Origin of the sequence: Bacteroides sp. 1_1_14 (assembly GCF_000162515.1) — a bacterium.
GTDB classification, from domain to species: domain Bacteria; phylum Bacteroidota; class Bacteroidia; order Bacteroidales; family Bacteroidaceae; genus Bacteroides; species Bacteroides thetaiotaomicron.
This window is the reverse complement of the sequence record NZ_GG774703.1, coordinates 578,201-602,024: the sequence shown is the minus strand read 5'-3', so window position 1 is coordinate 602,024 and position 23,824 is coordinate 578,201. Positions and strand designations below refer to the sequence as shown.

The window sequence follows — 23,824 nt, the reverse complement described above, 5'->3', positions numbered from 1 at the left end:
TTCACCCGCTCTTCCCCATTTGATAAGGGATGTAGAGAGAAGGTGAAGGGCTAATAAATTATACAGAACTATTCCGTATCCACCTCTTCGCGCCATTCTTCTGAAAGCGCATAGTTATTGATAAACACGTATCCATCTAATGTGGATGGCACCGAGATGCCTAACCAATAGAGAATTTGCGGTACTATCAGCGTATTCTCAACACAGATTCTTTCAGCATTGACATTGGTAGGCAATGTATTTGCAAACATGGCAGAAGCTTTCTGTTCGATATCCGGAGAACTGCTTGTCTTATCTTTAATATAATACATATTGAGTCCACCTTGTATCTGATTTTTAATTACTAATGTATCCTCCTCTAATTTCTCAAGTTGCTCTGTTGGCTTGAATTTCCAATAGCCGAGCATATCACCAGAAGGTTCAATATCAATTTCTCCCGATAGTTGCAAAAATTCTCTTTCAGCAAGATCCTTTTTCCATAGACGTACTTCCGATATATAATAGGAAGTTGGTACAGAATAACCACCTATCGCCAAAAGGCTTGAATCCGGAGCTAATCCTTGGGTATCCGTAGTTCCAGATCCCTGCAACTTACCATCTAAAGTAATGAGCCAATTTCTCCTTCCGGAGGCAGCGGAACTTATGCTAACACCATAGTGATGCCATTTAGAATCATTGTATCCGGTAATAGCTTGCTCAAGAGCAGGACCTTCCTTAGGATTTGTTCTCATGGATACAGTTCCTCTCTGCCTATATAGTCCCCAGCCGGCTTTTCCAAGTATGCGATCCCAATTGTTACCATTATATGTACCGTCCTGCCTAGGAACCATACGCATTATGATCTCCATTGAAAATGCATCCATACCTAAAGAATAATATTTACCTATACTATCAAAAACGACAGCCTTGTATTCATTCTGAGAATCAAAATATGCACCGTATAGTCTATTACCATTCAATTGTTTTTCCGTATAATGATTGTAGTAAAACAGACCAAACGTGTTACGCTCCACTTCCGAAGTGCCACCATAACGACCGTCAGCCGATCCACCGTGATTGGAAGTTACAACAATAAGCCAGTCTTCGTAAAATGCATTCTCACGGGCATCAATCGCCGACAAAAATTCACCAATGTATCCGTCTATAGCTTCAAGTGCACTGACATAAGCAGCGTTGTCCGCTTTGAATCCCCCACTCTTCCCAGCCTCCAACATTCCTGAAAAATCGGCCAGAATGAATGTGTAATCTTCATTCGCAATATGATTGAGAACCACATCCCGAGTTTGAACGTCATTTTCTGAAGTAATGGTAGTCTTAGCATTGTTAAGCATATTTTTGTTCAGTTTCGCCCAAGGTGTCACACACAATGAAAGCATATTCACGTCATTATTCGAAATATAGCTAATAATGTTTTGATAGTGAATTACCTTTTCATTCGGATTGTTCGGATTGTACTCCACATTAGCAGTATAAGATTCATCGGTTATACTGTGCTTTTCGGGTATGACCCCAGTGAGCATGGTTGCCCACGTTACAGGGTCTTCGTTCCTTTCGACAGACAGGGTTCGGTTGTCACTAACTCCTGTCCACGAATATTTACTGTTTTTCAACATCTTAGCAATGGCACCATCGGCAGGAAGGGAGTTCTTCACCACTTCACCAACCGCACCATCTATATTTATCCACAATACTTTACGATGGATTTTGGTAGATATTCCGGTATCTATAGTTCCATCGTCTGCTATTTCAGCAGGTGTATCGTATTCCGTGCAAGCATAGTTAAATGCCAGGACACAAACAACAAGCAAGCTGTATGTGAGAATATTTAATAGTTTATTCATCTGATATAAATTTACGGTTTATAATAAAATGTACCAAACTCGGTAAACGACTGTACTCTGAACCTAAAACGAGACATATCTGTTTCATTCCAGTTATCATTACGATTAGGTTCAGGAAGTTTTATACGCAGATACCTCACTTGTTCTTTTGACGGAAAATCATAGAAACCCTCACTTTTAATATTGGGCAACTCGGGATGTGCAATGGAATCAATCTGCACAATTTCCCTCCAAACTATATTTTCGTCAAGCGGATTATTTATAATATCCTGATTGACAGGAGTCTCGATAATCAGCTTAGTTGCCGCAAAGTCTGAGTTGTTGCCAGCTAGAAATACACCATTAACATCTGTCGTCTCTTTCATATCAATAAACAAATAATACGGAAGTGGCGGAGTACTTGTATCGTTGTTGTAATATGAAGTCCATCCTGTTGATTTGTCGCTGTCCAGCAATCGGTCCGGCGACTGCCCTGAATTAAAGTTATCGCTTCCATTTGCATCCAGTGCATAAATCTCCCAGTCAGCTCGATTATGACGGTAGTGATACCCGTTACTTGGGAAATCAACCACACCACTTGATGGATTTTCTGCCAGAGGCGAGTATTTCCATATGGCTTTATCCATCAGCGGATATTTCGATGCATAACTACGGGCTTCGTCTGTCAGCGAATAGCCCCAATGCTCAAAGAATGGTGAAAAATCTTCCTTAAAATAGTCACATAAAGCCTTAAAGAAATAGGTAGAAGTAGAATGATCTACGGAAATTTTATCTTTAATCATACGGTTCAACTCTATATAAAAAGCCCAATCGTCATCTTTGTAGTTAGCTAATTGAACGAGGCTTGCCAATGCGTATGTCGGCCGTACTTCCGACTTTATATCAGATACAAACCAGCGGCTACTATCGGTATCTGCATATGCCAATGCTTTGGGGAATTGCTCCGCAATGCTACTGCCTTCTTCCGGGAAAATCGGTCCCATCGGATACCCATCCTCTCTTAATCCTTTCTCAGCCATGCGATATAGGGGAATTGCTTTTACCGCATCAGATACTTCGCTCCACCATGGTGATTTTATATCTCTGAAAGAGTAATTTCTATATAACGCATTAAAAATAGCAACAGAATTACCGGATTTCAACGTTTGATAGCTAGCCAGCTCATTCAACAGATAATTTGTATTCAATGCCACTACACCATAATCGGCATTACGAATATACAGATTGTCCAACAACTCCACATCCAGCACCACACGCTCAGGAAAATCGGGAGCACGCATTGAAAAATCCTGTGCCCCAACCTGCAAACTGTAATAGTTATAATAATAGGTCTCGACAGCATTGTCCCATGCTTCCAGTGTGTTCGGCATCTTTTCAGCAATGGTAGGATCATCATTTATCATATCCAATAATCGCTCACGCTGAACGGAAAAAGCGACATGCCGGCCACGCAACTCGAGCCACGGTACAGTCGTTGTACGCAACTGCTCAACCCACGCTGTTACATCAGTAGAACCGACAATAAAATCAGGCGAACGATAAGCCCCGTTAATCTCCATAACAAAATCCGCACTACCATTCACATCCTTGCTTTTTTCGATCCATATCATGCCTCCCAAAGGATTACGAATGGTGTTTTTTCCTGGGAACAGTTGCTTCGAAGTAGTAACTACCGGCAAACGCAAGTAGGGAGAAATATCCGTCAAATCATCTAAATGAGAACCGATGATAACCGTCAACCCCATAGTGTTGTCATTAATGGTTATAGTAATCAATTCACCTGCTCCGGCATAAAGCCCGGTACTGTATATCGGACGAGGAACTTGTTGCACGTCAAGATCGTATGCAGGAATGTATCTCTTGCTTAAATCAAGCGCAAGCAGTGTATTGACAGTATTATCAACTAAAGTATCTACCAAACCCGGAAAAACACGGGCACTTTCATACATACTGACATCGATTCCTTCACCTGTTACTATGGTTACATTGGTAGAATCAGCGGTATCATCTTCTGTCCCGCTTTCGATATCATATTGATAAGCAATGTTGCAGCTTCCCATAAAAAACATACAGGAAATGAATGACAGCAAAACTGCATAATCGGCTTTTAGTTTATTAAAGCATTTCATATTGCATTCTAATTTAATTATTTAAAGAAACGTAATCTAATGCCCAGCCTTCACCATCGAAATTCCAGGAAGAATCAACCGGCTCTCCAAACCATTGAAAAATCTGATAGGATAAATCGACTGTATTAAGAACCGTTTTATAGTAGGAATCGTCTATAAGTGGGCATACCTTATCCGTTACAATACTCTCCTGCCTGCGCGTTACGTAATCATCGGTAGGCGCAAACGTACCAACCGGTTTATTGAAGTATAATCTTTTATCTTTTGATGTATATTTCGAATAATCTTCCAAATAAGATAATCCGATATCATCTTCGCGATCGTTGGGGTAATAACCCACCAGATTATTCCAATACGGATATAATTCACCCAAAAGGTCCAGTTTTGTAGTACAATGATACTCCGCAATAATATCAGCAGGTAGAGCAACGTTGTAAAACTGGAGATCGTTTATATATAGATTTGCCTGATTAGGTCTGTCCGGAGAAAACGTATGTCCGATGGCAAGCGGCGCATCTGTCCACATATCTTTACTGCCGTCTATCTTACATCCCATCTGATACTTACCGTCAAGATAAAATAAGATGGAGTCACCTTTCTGGGTATCATCAACCTCTTTTATAACTAGCGTATAAGAATGCCATGATCCGTCACGTCTCGTAGATGGTAAGCGGAAAACCGAAGAACCCTCTTTAAAATTTGCAGCAAATTCGACTTGAGTATTATTAGAAAACATTAGCTGCCAGCCTGTACCTGCTTTTTGATATCTTTTCGATATTATATTTCTATTACCCCAGGGATCGCCGTGCTTATCAAACATTTTAAACTGAATGGTATATCCACTTTTATCCACCTCTTCATCCGGATTGGAACTCCATCGTTTACCCATATTAAAGAACTCGGTATTTCCAGTCATAACGGCATTTGTTGTCGCTTTTTGTCCGGGACCGACGAAATAAGGACTATAGAATTTGTATTGTAGTTCATCCGAGCCCGGCCTTTGCAACAATTTGGATGCAAACCGACTGTTATAAAGCATCATGAAAGAATTGAGACGCGGATCATCATACAACGATGCCGGAGTTACATTACCTTCATAAACACCACCATAAGAAGATGTAATAACTACAAGCCAGTTTTCCTGAACGTAACGCGGACGCGCTTCAAGTACTTTCATTATTTTACCGATGAAAGCATCTACATTGTAAATCGCATCAATAACCTCACTGGTAGGAGTTGTCTCATTGCTCCAGAATCCATGTTGCTCACCAATCTGTTGAACACCGCCGAACTGTGCAACTACGATATCCGAGATTGTTTCACCATTGATTTCAGCAATAAGAGCATCAGCGGTTTCACTGTCGGCCGAAGTCTTTCTTTTAGTATCGGCAACACTCCCGAAAGCTCCGAAAAACTCCGTATCAGAAGAATAAAAGCTGACTTTCAGATTTTCATCCGCCTCTTTCAATCGTTGAAGAAAAGAAGGCGTTTCGAGTTCGTCAATTCCTTGATTGACATCAAGCCCGTTCTTTGTTGTTCCGGTCAGTAAATTTGCCCATCCACGTTCTTTACTTACCCCTTCTTCATTGTCGGCAAGTCCGTAAAAAGTAAACAAAGATTTATCCGTCATGGAGCGGATAACTGGAGCCTTTCGTGTATTGTACGCCTCATTAACGGCTATTCCGGATGCACCGTCGATAACCACCATCAATACGTGTCCCGTAGTATATTCAGTACCCGACTCCGGATAATCATCAGTCAAAAGCCTTTCCATCTCCTCATTGCACGAGAATGCAAATACAGCAAACAGGCAAAGCATTATATTTTTTATCAACTTTTCCATTGTATTTCATAATAAGTTATTCATAATCAACTTCTATCATCATCGCATTGCGAACCATATTACCATCAAAACGGCTGAAATCACCAAGCAGCAGCAATCCGTTTGAATTGGTCGAAGTACGAGTTTCAATTACTTTGTAGAGTTCACCCTGGAAGATGCCCGGTACATTAAATTGTTGCAGCGCCTTTCCATCACGACCCAATATAAGGAAACCACGGCGAGTCACACCATCGTATTTCGTAAACGCACCTGAAACAACAATATTATCATTATCAAGCAGACAGGCAAAATTGGCCAATCCTCCTTCCATTTTTCCGATCTTGAAAATTTCATCACGTGTGCCATCATCATTCAACATAACTACACTCTGTGCAGGAATACCGTTGAACTCAGAAAACTCCCCAGTTATAAGGATTTTCTTTTTGTTTTTATTGTACCGGATTTTAGTAATACTTCCATTTGCACCCGTACCGATGTTTCTCATAAAAGTTTCATCAAGGGTACCTTCAGCATTCAACTTCACAATATTCTTCACAGGCTGTCCATCGAAACTGCTGAATGTCCCTACTATGACAATACCGTCACTTTCGACCATACAAGCATCTAAAATCTGCCCGACAACTCCTTCTGCATCCCTGCGATAGCTATCATCAAGTTCTCCAGTCCTTGACATACGCAATACACTTGCAACCTTCGAATAATCCAAAACCATACTCTCAGCATAGGATTTTTCGGTATTAATACGACAGTAGTTTGTAATATTTCCTACTGCTACCACCTTCTCATTGGAAGTTATAAATGTACGGACAGGCGCTTCAAGGGTTCCCCCGTTGAAGACCGGTATCTTACAATTTATGCTTGTATTATTTTTTTTCGAAGGCAGCGCCACAGTATTATAATACGAAGCTACTTCATTAGTAGCTATCGTGATGTTATTGACCGGCAACTTATCCCAGCCGTATTCCGAAAATTTACCCGACAGAAGAACCCTGTGGTCACTAGGAAAATAAGTAAATGAATTAAGGTAACATTCAATATCTGTCACTCCCGGATTGGTCAGATCAATGCCGGCTCCCTGACCAGGATCAAGTTTGAAGTCTGTTACCCATTTTCCCGATACGGAACCGTCTGTCAAAACCATAGATATACAAGAAAAACTCTGCGAGCTATTTTCATTGTAGTAGGCCTGCATATAGTCGCCAACAGGGTAATATACCCGTGCTTTTGAATAATGCTCCGCACAATCGTAAATAGGTCCCGAAGTGCCTTTAAAGCCGTATGATTGATCTATCCTAATATTTCCTAATACAGTGAGACGAGGTCCATAGAAAACTTGTTCTTTCAACACAATATATGCGGTACCCGAACTGAGATTGCCAGGTATTTTCACCGTTATTGTCGTGTCGGTAGCAGTGACAATTTTGGTTTCTTCATCAGAAATATAAAACTTGAAATCGTAACGCCCTGATTGCGGGTCACACCAGTTCAACATCCCTTTAGCTTTAAATACAACCGTATCATTGGGATAAGCGCTTTCCGGAGAAGGAGATTCAGCCAGCAAACCGATCCCGAGCGGAGCTTTTCCCCCACTGTACGGATCATCTTTAATATTGCTGTTCAGATCACTGTTACAGGATGTTACCAATAACGAAGTGAATACGGAGCAAACAATCATTAACGAATAGATGGTAATATGTTTCATTGTACTATCTTTATTTATAGTTAATTATCCGGTTCTGTTTCTATTGTCGCATTTATAGCTTTGGTAGCGAAAAGATATGGTTCAAAACCAAATGCATGATCGGTTAATCTGAGTACATGTACCACTCCGTTGGTCGGTTGTATATCAGATGTTGCTACATAAGCGTTTTTCATATCACCTATTGTGAAATCATAGACATAAGAGTATATGATTTGTCTTGCACCGGCATATTTCACATTATTTGCATCATAATAAACAACGCCCATGTTCATAGGCTGCTGACCGTATGATAGAAATGCCTGTCCCGGATAGGCTGCAATGGCAGTCGTATCAATTTGAGGGATATCTTTCAGCAAATATTTATCTTTTACGATGTACATTGACAGCATTTCACGCCAAACTTCCGGTTTTATCTGACTAAAACTCTTGATGCTATCATGCCCCATACGATACCAAATACGGTTCAGATAATTAAAACTACCACGGATTGACCAATCGGTAGGTGCAAAAAAGGTAATTTGTTCGTCTTCAAAAACATCCTCCATACCGGACAGCCGGATGACTTCCACCAAATCTTTAAAATAATCGGGTCTTGATTCCAAATATTGCATCATATTCCCATTATAATAAGGGTTCGCTTTTCCACCATCAATTAAATAACTATCATCGGCACAATTGTACATGAGTATTGCCAAAAGGCAACATCCGACAATTTTCTTCCATAATTTGATATTATTTTTCATATCTATACATTTTAAGTTTATCAGAGTTACTCCCAAAATAAATTCAATCCAATCTGTGTGTTGTTTTTCAACGCATTACGATGAATAGGCCATGTCCATGCCCCCACATTAAAATTAGTACGCGTCATCGGATTCATACAATAGTTTCTGTTATACACCTTTCCTGTACGAACCAAATCATAATAGTAATGTCCTTCACCGATAAGCTCTCTGCAGCGTTCCCAGAAAATAGCATCCATCAATTCACTACCCGAGGCATTAATTTCGGAAGCATGTGCCCTATTGCGGACCCGGTTGAGTAATTCGCAGGATTTCGTATCGTTAGTCCCCAAAGCGGCAAGAGCTTCAGCATACAACAAAAGTGCACCTGCATAACGGAATACTATTTGATTGCCGGAATTAGATGTAATTGTTCCGTTTCCATAAGTATCAATATTCCAAAACTTCTTGATTTCTTTAGGAGCAGAACTTGAAACCGATGTAGAATAGATTTTTTCGTCAAACCATAATTCTTTTCTCGCATCATCTTCATACATAGGGAACAGCGTCATAAGATAATCTCCTGAATAACAGAATAGCGGCATTGACTTATTCAAACAGGAATAGGAAACATTATCAGAAAACTTTGCATTCATCATAAATATCTCATTGAAATTTATATTCTGTGCAATCTCAAACAAGCCTTCGTCCGATCCTCCTGCGAAAATCACGGAACTTCTATTTATATCAAGTAATGAATAAGCTCCATTGTTACGTTCCAGTTCCTCGCCTAGCGAAACAACATTCCTATAATATTGCTCTTTATTTTGTGCATCAAACTGTACAAGCCACAAGTTTATATGCATCATCAGCGCAATGACAGAACCTCTGGAGGCTCTAATCCCTTTGCTCGAATAAGATGAATATGACCATGGTAATACTTCCGCTCCCGGATCATCGTCAAGCAAAGGTTGTAAGTCAGCAAGGCAATTTTGCAAAACTATAACCATATTGGTTCTTGGCAAGGGAGCTTCATTATAGGCATTTGTATAATAAGGCACATCTCCAAAAGCCCTTACAATGAAGAAATAAGACAAGCTACGCATGAAAATAGCTTCTGCCTTAAAACGACTCCGTTTCAATTCATCCATGCCGGGCACTTTGTCTATTTCAGCAAGCAGAATATTGGCATCCTGAATAGCAGTATAAAACACATCCCATTGCATAATTAAACCGCCCCTAGCATCATTGGGATATGTATTACGCAATTCACCCATATCGTTGTTAGCCAGATAAGCTACATATTTATCCCCAGTGCTGTAGGCTGTTATTGGAGCGCACCGCATATCTCCGCTATACGTAAGGAAAGGACGTTGTGACATTGTTGCATTCCGAAACGAATTGTATATGCTCAACAAAAAAGCTTCCGCATTCGTCTCATTTCCCTGCGCCCAAAAATCATCACCCGATAATTTATCTTCACTCTTATTTGCAAGCGAGTCACAACCGGCAAACAGGCAAGATACTATCAAAGTCATTATTAAAACTATATTTTTCATATTCTTCTATATTTAATCGTTCATCTAAAAATCCATTGAGACACCAAATGTCACAGTACGACCATTGGGATAACCACCGGATGTGTCATATCCCAAATTGTTTACATTTTCGGGATTGATGCCTGAATATTTGGAGAAAGTGTAAATATTGTTCATACTAAAATTAAGCTGACATCGGCTGATCCTAAAAAAATCCAGCATTTTCTTTGGAATAGTATAAGCTACAGATATACCGTTAATTTTAAAATAAGAGCCATCTTCCATAAACAATGTCTGGTCATACCTGAAAGGCTGAATAATACTTGAACGGGTATAATCAAATGGATTAGGATATTGGGCATAGATATTATCTTCTGTCCAGAAATTATAAGCCTCAATAGGTGTTAAAGCTCCACTACCTGTAAGGTCCACCTTACCTGCTACAGGTGTTCCATAAGCCCTAAAACGGTCTGCCAGAGCCTTGTTAATAATATCACGTCTCAACGTAAACGAGCAGTTAGTGTTGATAGAAAACGCTTTATAACGAAGATTGATACTGATACCACCGGTCATGCGCGGCTGTGAATTACCTACAATCACCTTGTCTTTTTCATCGATGATATAATCACCATTTACATCCACCCAAATAGGGTCTCCCGCCTTAAAGTATGCTTGAGTAGAAGTATTCCCTCCCATCCGCAAGCGTTCTCCGGTCAGCGGATTAACAGGCACGTCTTCGTCAGTCGCATATACGCCTTTATACACATAGAGATAATTCCCCATCGCGTTAGAACCTAATTTATTCACCACTTCCGCATCACTGTTAATAATCTGCCGCACCTCGTTAGGCAGCTTTGCGATCACGTCTTTATTAATTGCCAGTGAAGTCGCCACATTCAAATCCCAATTACTTTGCCTTGACAACGGACGGACGTTCAACGAAAACTCCAATCCATAGTTAACCAGACTCGTTTTCGTGCTTCTTACGGAATTAAAAGCATTGTGGTTAGCCAACTCTATCGAACTTAGCTGATTGTCAATTTGTTTGTAATACGCCTCGGCAACGAACATAATTTTATTATTAAGGAATGATAAGTCTGTTCCGAGATTCCATGATGTTGACGTTACCGGCTTCAAATCCGGATTCGGCATAGCGTTTTTATCAATAGGAATAATAGAAACTCCATTATAAGTATCTTTGCTCAGATTGTAACTTCCCCATATATCATAAATACTAGCTTTATAAGTGGTACTACGTCCCCAAGTTACACGAAGAGCTCCGGCATCCAGAAACTTCCATTTTTTAGCAAAAGATTCACGGCTGAAGTTCCAGCGAAATCCCAATGAAGGATTTATTGCCCACTTCGCCTGCGACCCATAAGATGAATTTATTTCAGGACGAATATTGGGAGTAAATACGTATTTCCCACCAGGCAGCGATAACTGAGGATCTATAATAAGTGCAAACGTATTCTTTTTATCTGAAAAATTCGACCTTCCAGCTGCCATGGACGGCATACCGGACGACCATATATGGTCACTTGCCAATCCATTCAGCGTAATAAAGTTACCGCTATACTTTTCGGATGAAAGTTCAAAACCTCCCTGTAAATCAAAATTCACAATTCCCAATTTTACGGCTCTTGACAACAATGAACGAACATACATATTATAACTATATTCACTACCGTTATTCCAAGCAGCCCTATTGGCATTCAAAATACCCGGTGTAAATTTCTCATTCTCGACAGTTCCGTATTTATATCCTAAAGTACTTGTCCATCTTATATCAAATGGCAACAGATACATGACATTCATACTTGCATCATATACTACATTCTGATTATCTGCCTGAACGGAAAAAACAGACAATGCAGAATTAGAAGCTGTATACATAGACGGTGGAGGTAACAAGGAAGAAGCTGCCGAACCTGCGGCTACGCCGGATTGTGAGAAAGCATTTCCACTACCATTACTGTTTCGGGTTAATGTAGTGGCAAGGTTTAGATTCAAATGAAATCTATCATTAGGCTTATATCCTACTGCTGCCCTGATACCATATCGGTTAAAGTCCGTGTTTTTCACAATTCCTTTTTCCGTATAATAGTTTGCATTGATCTTATAGTCAAATTTCTCATTGGGTTTACCAGAGAAACTAAGATTATGAGTTTGATTGTAAGTCGTCTGATAAAAGACACCCTGCCAATCCGTATTATTATTGTAATAAGGATTCAAGCTATCTGACAGTGCCTGCAATTTATGGATTTCATTATATCCGTGATAGGCGGATGTATCATTTCCCAAAATTTGCATAATTCTAAGCGCTCTCTCCGCCCCGCCTGCAAGTACATCTCTCAACCTCGGTGGGGTTTTGACTACAAAGTTAGCTGAATAAGAAACTTTCGGTTTGGCTGTTTCTCCTCTTTTGGTCTCTATAAGAATTACTCCGTAAGCACCTTTTGAACCATACAGAGAGGTTGCAGCTGCATCTTTCAATACTTGGATATTCGCAATATCTTCAAGTGGAATCATAGCCAACGGACTGACTGTCGCACCTGACAGCAAACCAGCTGCATCATAGCCTGTTACGTCTTCCTGCGGTATACCGTCAACAACAAACAAAGGAGGAGTCAGTCCCATCATAAACTCGCCATCACCGGAAGATTGAACGGAAATATCCGAGACTCCTCGAATTGAAAAACTTGGAAGACCTCCGGGAGTACCATTATTCACCTGGATATTTAACCCGGGAACACGCCCTTGAAGCAACTCCATCGGATTGGCAACAGGGGTATTAACCAAGTCTTCCGCTTTAATAACCGTAACCGATGCTGTTACCGCAGCTTTGCTAACTCTTTTAAATCCGACCACAACCGTTTCCTCAATCATGTTCTCAACCGGACTCAAATATATTTGCATGCGTTCTGAGGGTTTAGTTACTTTGACTGAAAGACTGTCGAACGCCAGAAAAGAGAATACAAGTCGATAACCACTCTTTACTTTTGTAGAAAATCTTCCGTCGTCATCAGTTGTAGTTGAAAGTTGAGGCACAGTTTTTCCACTTTCATTTTTAACAATAACAGAAGCATAAGGCAATGTAGTATTATTGCTTTTATCTTTGACTACACCACTGACAGGAATATCCTGAGCCCGAACACCAACTGAGGTGACGGCAATCGCCATAGCCAATAAGCCATATTTAAATATATTTCTCATATTAGAATCATGGTATTAATTAGTTATTTTCCATCTTCAAACAAGGGGGCTCCTGCTGTAAATACAACTATTATCTCCCAATGAGCTTCCTTGTATATCGCAAATTCAAATGACATAGTGGATGTCATACGATAACCACTTGCTGTAATACGGTCGTATAAGAAATTGACATTTATTCTATTACCATCTTTATTGGTATATTTTGATTTCATTTCAACCAATGGCATCGGATAAACGACATCGTACTTTACATATTCATCGGTTTTCTCCATATTAAAACCATGAATCAGATTAGCCCAGTCTGTCTGATTAAAAGATGATGGTGAGATCGGTGTATAATCCGGTCCATAAAAACGGAAAGTCAAACTTTTTACATCATCGTCATTATCCTGATTCTCACGAAAATAAATATGTACATCTTCAGGAAACATATAGTCTCCACTTTCTGTTTGAAAAAGGGTTAACGAATTGGGTGTAACATAGTCCTGTCCCTGCACCAACCCTGTTTCCGGATCGTATATACTCGGTTCGTAATCACTTTCTCTGACAGGTATAAGCTGCATATCGGTAAAAGTTTTATATCCTCCAGAGTTTTTCACCAGCACATCAAAAATATAACCGTCACTCGGAGCACACTGCACAAAAGAAGATTCGGCATTAGACCACATCATAAATTCTCCGGAATGCTTTTTAACCTGAAAAAGAGTACGATATTCTATTTCTCTTTTAGCTTCTATTTCTTCTATAGACTTTTCGGTACCCATATATGGAGTTTTCCAAACTTTTACCGGGAAATATTCCGTCAATTCAGGTGCAGGACTTCCATCGGCCCTCACGATTCGTGATATTTCGAAAGTAAGAGGAAGCGTTGAATTACCCGATGAAAAGTTGTCGGACATCAAAGAGTTTTTTCCTAGCTGAGGACGATATAGTTTTGTAGTAAAATTGACGTCTCTGTCGAAAGCATCCAAACTATCCGGCAAATATTTATCGACACACGATATGCTTAATAATACGCAGGAAAACAGCAGCGCAATATTTTTACTTCTTATATTCATTGCCATAATTATTAAATACGTAAATAAATTCATCAAAACCGAAACTGTGTTGTGGAGAAAGGATGTGAATGATACCATTATTTGTATAAACATCATTCCATACTGTAGAAACTCTGTTCCAGTTATCTTTCACTTGAGAGCTTTTCATATCACTGAAAATAAGCTGTTTGACTCCTCCACCCACAAATCCGGATGCCGGTTTACGAGAACATTCTATATTCATTTGATAATTGTACTTCAAAGAATTTAAGGAGGCATTTCCTTCATTGGCTAGAATATTATCGGTATCGTAACTACCTTTAATAATGTACTTGCATAACATTCGCTCAAGGTCAGCTCCATAATCGTAATGATATTCGTTAATGATCGTATCATTTAAAGTCGGTGTTACAACATTAACGATCGTATCTTTAACAACAAACGGTTCAATTAATAAATCACTCAAATAAATCGCTTCACCTAACTCCTTTTGTTTACGGTACTCGTTAAGTTGCGCCAACGAGGAACGGATACATGCATCCGGTATGGCAAAAACTGTATATTGCACATCCGTCTGTTCCATCTGCTGTATGAAATCGGGAATATTGTTGACAAGAACCATCATAGAATCAAATTTCAAATTCAGCCTTTCATTCCCTGTGGACAAATAATCCAGAACGGTTCCATTAAATACTTCGGTTTCATTTTCCTCAGGATATGAAGCCACTTCGTAATCTGTACAAGACAGCATCCAAAGGGAAGCCGAAGTCAGACATAAAATAAATAGTATCTTATTCATTGTCGTTTTCTTTTATTTCCAAAACTCATTTTGTTCAATCTGTGAATTAGCAGTAATGATATCTTCCGATACCGGCCAGTAGATTCCACCACTGCTGATCAGTCGCAAGAATGTCTCATTATCTTTCATCAGCTTTTGCCGACGGACAAGGTCATACCATCTCCAGCCTTCTCCCATAAGCTCTCTGCGACGCTCTTCAAATATCTCGGCAATTAAGCTTTCGCGATTATTCCCAAAATCCTTTTTAAAGGATACTTCTCTCAATCCACGATTTGTTCGGACCATATTCAGGTAGGATACAGCTTCTGTGCTTCTATTTAGTGCGCATAATGCTTCAGCCCGTAGTAAGGTGATATCTTCAAGACGAGTGAAAACAATTGACGAACCAAAGACTCCAAAATCATTGTCTTTCGCCGATCCATCCTGAATAATCTTTATTTTACTGAACACCGGAATTTCTTCATTCAAATTCTGAACATAATAGGATGAATATTTGATGGTGTCCATGATTCCAAACCGCAAGTCATCGAAATTGGTAAAAATCGAAAATAAGCTGTCCTTTGAAACGTATATTTCAGGATAGGATTTTTGTACCAACGGATAAGCTAAAGTCAACTGTTCAAGATGTCCGCTTTGAGTTGCTTCGTTATCATTGTGAGCAAAATTAAATCCAAGAATCCTCGAACCTTTTACACTCGCATTCGAGTAAAACAGCCCTGTTTCTGAAGTCAAATCGGTAATGGAAGTATATTTTGCATTAATCTCAGATGCATGGTCTATTATAAATGCAGAATATGTCTCGGCTTCTGCATAATTTCCCTGCCAAGCACAGATGTGAGCTAATACAGAGTATGCAGATAACTTATTGAACAGTTTTCCCTGCCATTGGGCCCCATATGAACCATAATATAAATTCGTTTGAGTACCATATTGATAGGGTAAATCCTTTATAGCTGTCAACAGTTCTGCCTTAGCATAACTCAGCACCGTTTGAGCGTCTGTACGAGGCATAGACGGAAAAGTTCCGTTATCATAAGAATAGGTGACTAACGGCACATCTCCCCAAATTCTTACCATATAAAAATAAGCAAATGCCCTCAAAGCGCGTACTTGAGCAATGTCATATTTCAAGTTTTGTTCAGAATACGACCGGTCAAGTTCGACAGTTCGTGGAGCTTTTTCCATAAAAACAGATGCCGCATTGATTACCGCATAAAATCTTCTCCAGTTAGATACTTTCTTCAACAAGTCGTATGGCTTGTTCAATTCATTATCAGACACAGCTTGTAAGTCACTACGCTTATAAACCGTAAAATCCCCCTTCCGCAAATCACCACATATCCAATGAGTATTGTTATCGGCTAAGGCTGCGCGTGTCAAGCCATATACTCCCATCAATGCTGATCGAGTATCTTCAAGGGTCTTCCATTGTTGAGTTTCCGAAGCTGCATGTTTGGGATCTACATCCAGAAAGTCATTGCAGGACTGCAGAAATAGACAGGCAAGTGCGGAGAAAAGAGCTAATCGCAATTTTTTCATATTGTTTTTCATATTGTTTTTCATTTTTTATCATCTCCGATATTTTTAGAACTTAAATCTCAGTCCCAAAGAAATGGAACGAGGAATGGGAAGCGAATACCCGTCATAGGTACCATTGAAGTTTACTAATTCCGGATCACCTGCTGAAAAATTACTGAAAGATAACAGATTAGATCCTGTCAGATAGAAATACAAACTCTTAGGTATATTACTACCTACTTTCTTTATAGGAAGTGTGTAACCAACAGTTATATTTCTCAGTTTCAGGTATGACAGCTTTTCAAGGAACAAATCCTGTTCTGCACGGTAAGGATGAACACTGCTTTGCGGATTGTATATAGGATAATCGTCACGCTGATTAGTGTTTTGCCAAAAGAAAATCTCTTTAACAGACTGCAAGGACTGAATATTATCCAAAGTCGCAAAGTCGTAACGTTGTTGATCGCGCAGATTTAAAGCACTATGCCCCAAAGCAAAGAAGAGATTGAAGCTGAAATCGAATCTTTTATAAGCAAACTGGTTAGTCAATCCTCCTGTATAGGGTGGAATGGCATGTCCGGTCAGCACACGGTCATTGTCGTTAATCTGATTGTTTCCGTCAACGTCTGTCCAAACAGGATCTCCTGCTTTAAAAGGAACTCCATTTACGTTCAGTGGTTTCCCATTCATAACAGGAACTTCTGAGTCGTTTGTATAAATGCCTTTATTTTGATACACCCAAAAGGCATCAACTGACTGTCCTACTTGTAGTTTATGGTCGCCTATCACAGTTGTCTTCTGGTTTTCGGGAAGTTTCTCTAGTTTGTTCTTATTATAACTTGCATTGAAAGACAAATCCCACTTCAACGGAGTGTTCTTCAAAATGGATGCCGAAAGATTTAATTCCAATCCCTGATTACTGATATCCATTCCACTGGCCAGTTTATACTCATATCCCATTTCTTGAGTGACAGGCAAATATGTCAATAAATTCTTTTCATAATTCTTATACAGACTTATTTCCGCAATAATGCGATTGTCGAAAAAAGAACCTTTCAAAGCAAGCTCCATTTTATCAGAATAGGGAAGCTTTAAATCATAACCAACCCAACCCGATGCATACGGACGAGTGATTGTTGCAAATCCATTAGCTGAGGAAAGTAACGGTTCGCCACTCCATGTGATACTTGTAGCCAAGTATTGAGGACCTAATTCATATCTATCGGACTGGAATGATTTGGCTATTCGTGCATAAGATGCACGCAAAGACAATCCAGACAATGCAGTACTACCTGTAAAAAATTGATTCTTTAAATTCCATTCAGCAGAGGCAGCGGGTGTAAACATCCATCTATGATCCGACTGGATAGCGGAATTTCCGTCGTATCTTGCCAATAATCCCACATTAAGCAAATTCTTATACTTATAATCTAAAGCTATTGAAGTCGATACCCACCTATTCTCCAAACGATCAACATAACGATACTGCTTGAAGTTCCCGGTACTTGTTGTCGGCTTCATATCATCATCACCATCATAGGCACGAGTATAATTATAGTGATACAAATCGCTGGTTATAGAGCCATTCCACTGAATATTCAACTTATGAATATCAGCTAAAGGCAACAAATAGCTCGCTGAAGTTTCACCTATAATCCGTTGATTGTATCCTGAATAGTTAGAGACAAAGTTGACGGACTCCAACAAAGCCATAGGCCAAAAAGCGCGACGAACATTTGTTGTATAATCAAGTTTGATGCTGGCTGTAGCATTGAATCTTTGCTTAGTATAGCTCAAAGCCAACAATCCATTCAGTAAATTGTTATAATTATCATCTTTAGTCAAATCATTGGATATTAAAAAGTCATTATACAAATTGCCGGCAGGTGCAAGCGGAGTTGAAAAATCAACCATATACTCCATCTCAGCAAACCTGTCTCTAAAATTCCGATTCCTGACACGGTCTATCTTAGCGGCATTAATAATTGTACTAACATTCAAGCCATCCAAAGGAACCATATTCAAGGCAAAGCCAATATTATATTTCGTATAAGAGGTATTGTCCGCTGCTCCCGCATCTTTTGTCGTTGCGAGTGTAAATACATAATTCGCTTTCTTTGAACCACCACCGATAGAAGCATTTACATTATATAAGAGTGATGACTGATAATAATCGTCTGCCCAGTCCGGTTTACCAAAATAACGTACATCTCTTGTATCCATAAGATAATCGGGTTGTTTACCCGGTGTAAGAGAATACGTATCATAGAAACGTTGACGGAATGCTTTTTCGTATGATCCATTCGTCATACGAACCGAAGACGGAGCAAAGGCCATTCCTGCCGAAACCCCGATAGAAACGTTTTCACCGCCATAATAACCGTCTTTGGTTGTTATCCAGATGGCACCATTGGCAGCTAAAGGACCTAATTTGGCAAGCTGAAGCGGATCTTTGATAATTTCGATTGACTCTATGGAAGATATATCCAATCCCGCCAGCATATTGGCAGCGGCTCCTATCGGATTAATATCAAACTGTTTGATATCGTACACATAGCTGTTTTCCAACATCAAAGGAACACCATTCAAATAAATCGTCGGCTGAACACCGGACACATCTTTATTTGAAAAGACAGGTGAAGATAAGCCACGAACCAGCATGCTTTGAATGGTACCAGGCTCTCCATTATTTTCCTGTACATATACACCGGCCACATTCCCTTTCAGTAATTGCTGAATAGATAAAAATTGAGAGCGCTGCAACATCCTGATATCAACAGTATCACTCACCCCAAAGGAGTCTATACTACGATTAGTAACGAAACGAGATCCTACATTCTTCTCAAAAGAGTCTTTTTTCATATAGGTCTCCACAGAATCAATATTCGCGGGCGAACTTGATTGAGACGCTATCGCTCCACTAAATCCTAAAAAGCCCATGACAGCCAGCAAACGACAAACAGGCTTCTGCAAAAAGAAATTAGGTAAAATTATCACCATACTATTAGATTTATAAAGTTATTTAGACCAAATAAGTATTAGTTGTGCATCAAATGCATCACAAAAGTGCGAGTTATCCAGTAGAAAGAAGTTCTCTAATCATTCAAAAACTTCCAAAATTGGACCATAATCGCTATTAACTATCATAGGTCTAAAAATCGTTCAATATAAGTTCAGAAATCATTCAAAAGGGATAGATCATTGATATATAGAAAAGTACGCATCTTCCATTAAGATACGTACTTGTGCATTTTAAGTTCATATTATTTTTTATCCTAACAAGATTTTTGATATTCCTTTGGAGTTACACCAAATTCTTCTTTAAAACAAGTTGCAAAATATTTAGGATTAGAAAATCCACATTCATAAGCTACCTCTGCTACAGATATTGATTTATCCTTCAATAACTGACTACCATGTTTTAGTCTTATATTTCGAATAAACTCAATGGGTGACAGCCCTGTTGCTATTTTCATTTTCCTATATAGAGAAGACTTAGACACAGCTAATGCATCCGCTAATTGAACCACATCAAAATCTCCTTCCGACATATTTGATTTTATAACAGAAATCACTTTATCCAAAAACTCTTTATCCATAGAAGAAGGTTCTAAAGAATCAATATTGACTTCTACATTAGATCGAAACTCTTCTTGTTTGTTTTTCTTATGCATTATAAAATTATTAATACGAGCCTCTAATATTTTTAATTCAAATGGCTTGGATATATATCCATCCGCTCCCGCATTATAACATTCAATGCGATCTTCCACGGTATTTTTAGCTGTTAATAATATGATAGGAATATGACTGGTTTCCAAATTTGACTTTAAAGTGCGACAAAACTCTAGACCATCCATTTCAGGCATCATCACATCACTTATAATAATATCTATTTCATTATCTTTTATAACGTTCAGAGCTTCTAATCCATCTTTTGCAATAAGTACATGATAATGCTTGGATAGAATTTTCTCCATCAAAAACAACAATTCTTCATTATCCTCCACCAATAACAAATGAACGTCAGCTATTTGCATATCTTCGCCTTCGCCAACCTTTGAATCAATCAATTCTTCTTTCTCTAAAATAAGATCCGTATTTATGCCATTTACCGAAATATGTTCTGATATTAATTCATCTTCCTGATAACTATCTTTATTAATGGGAAGATCTACAGTAAAAGTACTTCCCTTACCTAATTCACTTTCAACATTAATAGTGCCATGATGTAACTCCACTAAATCCTTTGTTAAGGATAACCCAATCCCATTAGATTCACTTTCATCTCCTTTATTTATTGTATAAAATCTTTTGAAAACATTCTCCAAATCAGCAGGAGCAATACCTTCTCCGGTATCAACGACCTGTATTCGTAAATGATGATATTCAGACTCCCAATATGAATCTACTATTAATTTTATATCTCCACCATTAGCTGTATATTTACAAGCATTAGATAATAAATTAGATACTATCTTATCTAATTTATCTCTATCAAAATAAGCCATCAAATGTCTATCTTCAGTCAAAAATGTAAAGGTTTGATTTTTCTTTCTCATCAATGGAGTAAAGTGTATCTTACAAACATCATCTATAAATGATATGACATCACTTTTTGATACAGATAATTTCATGTTCCCACTTTCCACCTTACGGAAATCTAAAATTTGCTGTAATAGTCTACGTAATTTATTCACATTAGAACGAATCATAGTTAACTGCGAAATCCGACTACCATTCGTCATTTCCGCATCATCAATCAAACAAGTAATAATAGTTAAGGGAGTTAATAAATCGTGCGATATATTTGTGAAATAACGTAATTTTGTTTGCACCAATTCTTCTGACTTCTCTTTATCTATTTGAGCTATTCTCAGTTCGTGCCGCAACTGAATACGACGCTTCATCCTGTAATAGAAAAGATACAGACATAAAAGTGTAAACACAATATAAAATAAATAAGCCCACAATGTTTCATAGAAAGCAGGCTGTTTAAACACCTGAACTTCTGCTATATAATTGCTCCATAAACCATTTACATCAGTTGTCTTTAGATAAAAAGTACGTTTACCTTTAGGTAATTGATTGTAAAATGCAAATTGACGATCGCCTCTGACATACACCCAATCATCATCAACTCCATCCATTTTATATGCATATTTAATTTTGTCAGGAAACGCATAATTTAAAGAAGAAAAATCTATCTCAATATTTTTATCTCCTGCATTTAAAGAAATGATCTGACTTCTTAAATTAAAACGTTGGTTGTTTTTCTCCAAAAGACTAGAAACACCATCTATCTTAACATCTGCCACCATCGTTCTAATTCTACGAGGATTATCAGACAAATGATCATAAGGAGTAAATACTGAGATTCCCTTATTTCCTCCATATAATATTTTCCCAGCACGAGTTTTATAATAAGAATTAGGCATAAAAGAATTTACCATCACATCAGTCATTGTCGAGTAATCCATGATACCACCATTTTTAGGGTCGTATTCAATTACCCGCTTATTGGTAGAAATCCAAATATGTCCCAACTGATCTGTTATAATATTAAAAATACCTTCTTCAAGCATATCAAACATATCAGATAAGTTTTCCACTTTATTGGTTTGAGGGTCATAAGTGAATACATCCCCATCCTGGCTACCCATCCACACCAAGCCATTATCATCCACACAGATTGCTCCAATATTATCACTTATTACTCCCTCTGCGTGAGTCTTCAGATTTCTTAAATTCTTCTCTTCTAATGTCAGATCAGAGGATATTTTTGCATTATACACGCCTTGCTTTCTTGTACTAATCCATAGGGAACCATCTTTACCTTCTCCAATTCCTATTATATCTACAAATGGAAACTTAGCATCTTGAAGTATCTTTTCGTTTGCCGGTTTAACCAAAATACCTTTAGTTGTTCCCACCCAAAGGTTATGGTTACTATCAGTATAAAATAAACGCGGGAATCCTGAATTATCCACATAATCAGTTAATTTCAAAGTCCCCAATAGTTCTATTTCTTTTTTATCCTTCTTCACCCTGTAAATTTCCGGATAATACTCAGACCCCAGCCATATCTCATTAAGCAATGGAGCAGAAGTAATGCAGCTTACATTTCTCAAGTTAGTAATGTTTTTTAGAGAAGGAATATCTTTATAAAAGAGAAGTTTATTAGAATCCGGATTGTAAATTCCTATTCCCCAACGATTCTGGTCTATCCATAAATCTCCTTCCTTATCTTCATATATGTTCTTTATATTTGTAACAAATCCCGTCTTTTCCCGAATAACTGGAAAAGAGTAATTTTGTACTAAAGGTTTATTTAAATCAATCATTGATACTCCTTCATTAAAGGCAGCAATCCATAAATTACCTGACTTATCTTTTACTATTTCACTAAAAATATTATTTAACTTAGAAGAAATATGAGATATATCCACAGTATTAATTATATTTCCAGGACGTTTTTGAAGTGCATAAAGCCCCTGTGTAGATACAATCCATATATAACCATACTTATCATCCTGAGTAATACTAAAGCAACCATTCATGTCCCAATGCTCATTACTTTTAATATCCACATGACTATACATTAAATCATCTTTCTCCTCCGGATAAAGTAAAAAGATCCCGCTTTCCCATGTTAAAATCCAATGTTGCTTCTTATTATCTTGAAAAACTTTAAATGGATTATTTAAAACTCCAATATGAGGCATAGCAATAAATGAGTCTGTTTTTGAATTATATCGATGTAATCCCCTTTCCCATAAAGTTACCCAAATATTCTTATCTGCATCTTCATAAATAGAATTCACACTAGTAACAGGTAAAGTAGAATCATATCTTTTGCAAAATGAGAAATCGGCAGAACAACGAAAAACAGAAGTTAACGTCCCAACCCATATCCATCCATCACTATCCACTATCATTGTCCGAATCTCTTGATCTTTCAAATCATTGTGTATAACTGGTATTATCTGATAAGTTCGCTTATCCAGTATATTAATCCCTTTTTTAGTTCCTATAAATAAATATCCATTTTTATTTTCTGCAATACAAGTAATTTCATTATTCGTCAAAAGATCCGGTGATTTCAACCCAGAACGAAAAACAAGTAATCGATAGCCATCATAACGACACAAGCCATCTTTGGTTCCTAGCCACAAAAAGCCTTCCCGGTCACAATGAACCCGTAAAACAGTACTTGACGGCAAATAATTATTTAATGGAAGTGTAGATACCGACATTTGTTGTGCAAAGGCACACGAAAACAATTGAATAAAAAACAGTACTATATAGAATTTTATTTGATGTTTCATAGTAGAATTAAATATAAAGACGTATTTTCTATGCAATATTAAAATAAAGAAAACTATCACTGTTCATAAATCCCTTAAAATATATTAATTTAAGACTAACACAAACATATGTGGTCTATTTTTAAACCTTTCTGAATGATTTTTATCCCAC

General features: G+C 38.2%; 12 protein-coding genes. All 12 read right to left on the bottom strand.

The annotated features are described in order from the left end of the window. Positions 1-68 precede the first annotated feature (68 nt). The 12 genes from HMPREF9007_RS18635 to HMPREF9007_RS18690 all read right to left on the bottom strand — a co-directional run bounded on the left by HMPREF9007_RS18635 (position 69) and on the right by HMPREF9007_RS18690 (position 23,673). On the bottom strand, positions 69-1,841 hold the full coding sequence (locus HMPREF9007_RS18635) for an alkaline phosphatase family protein (protein WP_008760575.1): 1,773 nt from the start codon (positions 1,839-1,841) through the stop codon (positions 69-71). Between the two features lie 11 nt (positions 1,842-1,852). Continuing rightward, on the bottom strand, positions 1,853-3,970 hold the full coding sequence (locus HMPREF9007_RS18640) for a M60 family peptidase N-terminal accessory domain-containing protein (RefSeq protein WP_008760574.1): 2,118 nt from the start codon (positions 3,968-3,970) through the stop codon (positions 1,853-1,855). Between the two features lie 13 nt (positions 3,971-3,983). Next, positions 3,984-5,813 carry a LamG-like jellyroll fold domain-containing protein gene (locus HMPREF9007_RS18645; protein ID WP_225651369.1) on the bottom strand — a complete coding sequence of 610 codons (1,830 nt, stop codon included), beginning with the start codon at positions 5,811-5,813 and terminating at the stop codon, positions 3,984-3,986. Positions 5,814-5,829: 16 nt separating this feature from the next. Further along, a complete protein-coding gene (locus tag HMPREF9007_RS18650; protein ID WP_008760572.1) occupies positions 5,830-7,515 on the bottom strand; it encodes a DUF5124 domain-containing protein in 1,686 nt (561 codons plus the stop codon). A 20-nt stretch (positions 7,516-7,535) separates the two neighbouring features. Beyond that, entirely contained in the window at positions 7,536-8,258 is a 723-nt protein-coding gene (locus HMPREF9007_RS18655; protein WP_032850239.1) for a fasciclin domain-containing protein, read from the bottom strand. A 26-nt stretch (positions 8,259-8,284) separates the two neighbouring features. Further along, the gene (locus HMPREF9007_RS18660) at positions 8,285-9,796 is read right to left on the bottom strand and encodes a RagB/SusD family nutrient uptake outer membrane protein (protein ID WP_008760570.1); all 1,512 of its coding nucleotides are present in this window, start codon (positions 9,794-9,796) and stop codon (positions 8,285-8,287) included. A 24-nt stretch (positions 9,797-9,820) separates the two neighbouring features. Continuing rightward, positions 9,821-12,991, bottom strand: a complete 3,171-nt coding sequence (locus HMPREF9007_RS18665; protein ID WP_032850161.1) for a TonB-dependent receptor — start codon at positions 12,989-12,991, stop codon at positions 9,821-9,823. A gap of 23 nt (positions 12,992-13,014) precedes the next feature. Further along, positions 13,015-14,049 (bottom strand): DUF5007 domain-containing protein, encoded by a 1,035-nt coding sequence (locus HMPREF9007_RS18670; protein WP_016267929.1) that lies wholly within the window; start codon positions 14,047-14,049, stop codon positions 13,015-13,017. Beyond that, a complete protein-coding gene (locus tag HMPREF9007_RS18675) occupies positions 14,033-14,827 on the bottom strand; it encodes a hypothetical protein (protein WP_008760567.1) in 795 nt (264 codons plus the stop codon). Before HMPREF9007_RS18675 ends, HMPREF9007_RS18670 begins: the two co-directional genes overlap by 17 nt. Positions 14,828-14,839: 12 nt before the next feature. Beyond that, positions 14,840-16,378 (bottom strand): RagB/SusD family nutrient uptake outer membrane protein, encoded by a 1,539-nt coding sequence (locus HMPREF9007_RS18680; protein WP_008760566.1) that lies wholly within the window; start codon positions 16,376-16,378, stop codon positions 14,840-14,842. A gap of 33 nt (positions 16,379-16,411) precedes the next feature. Beyond that, a complete protein-coding gene (locus HMPREF9007_RS18685; RefSeq protein WP_032850159.1) occupies positions 16,412-19,345 on the bottom strand; it encodes a SusC/RagA family TonB-linked outer membrane protein in 2,934 nt (977 codons plus the stop codon). Between the two features lie 275 nt (positions 19,346-19,620). After that, the gene (locus tag HMPREF9007_RS18690) at positions 19,621-23,673 is read right to left on the bottom strand and encodes a hybrid sensor histidine kinase/response regulator transcription factor (RefSeq protein ID WP_008760564.1); all 4,053 of its coding nucleotides are present in this window, start codon (positions 23,671-23,673) and stop codon (positions 19,621-19,623) included. Positions 23,674-23,824: the final 151 nt, after the last annotated feature.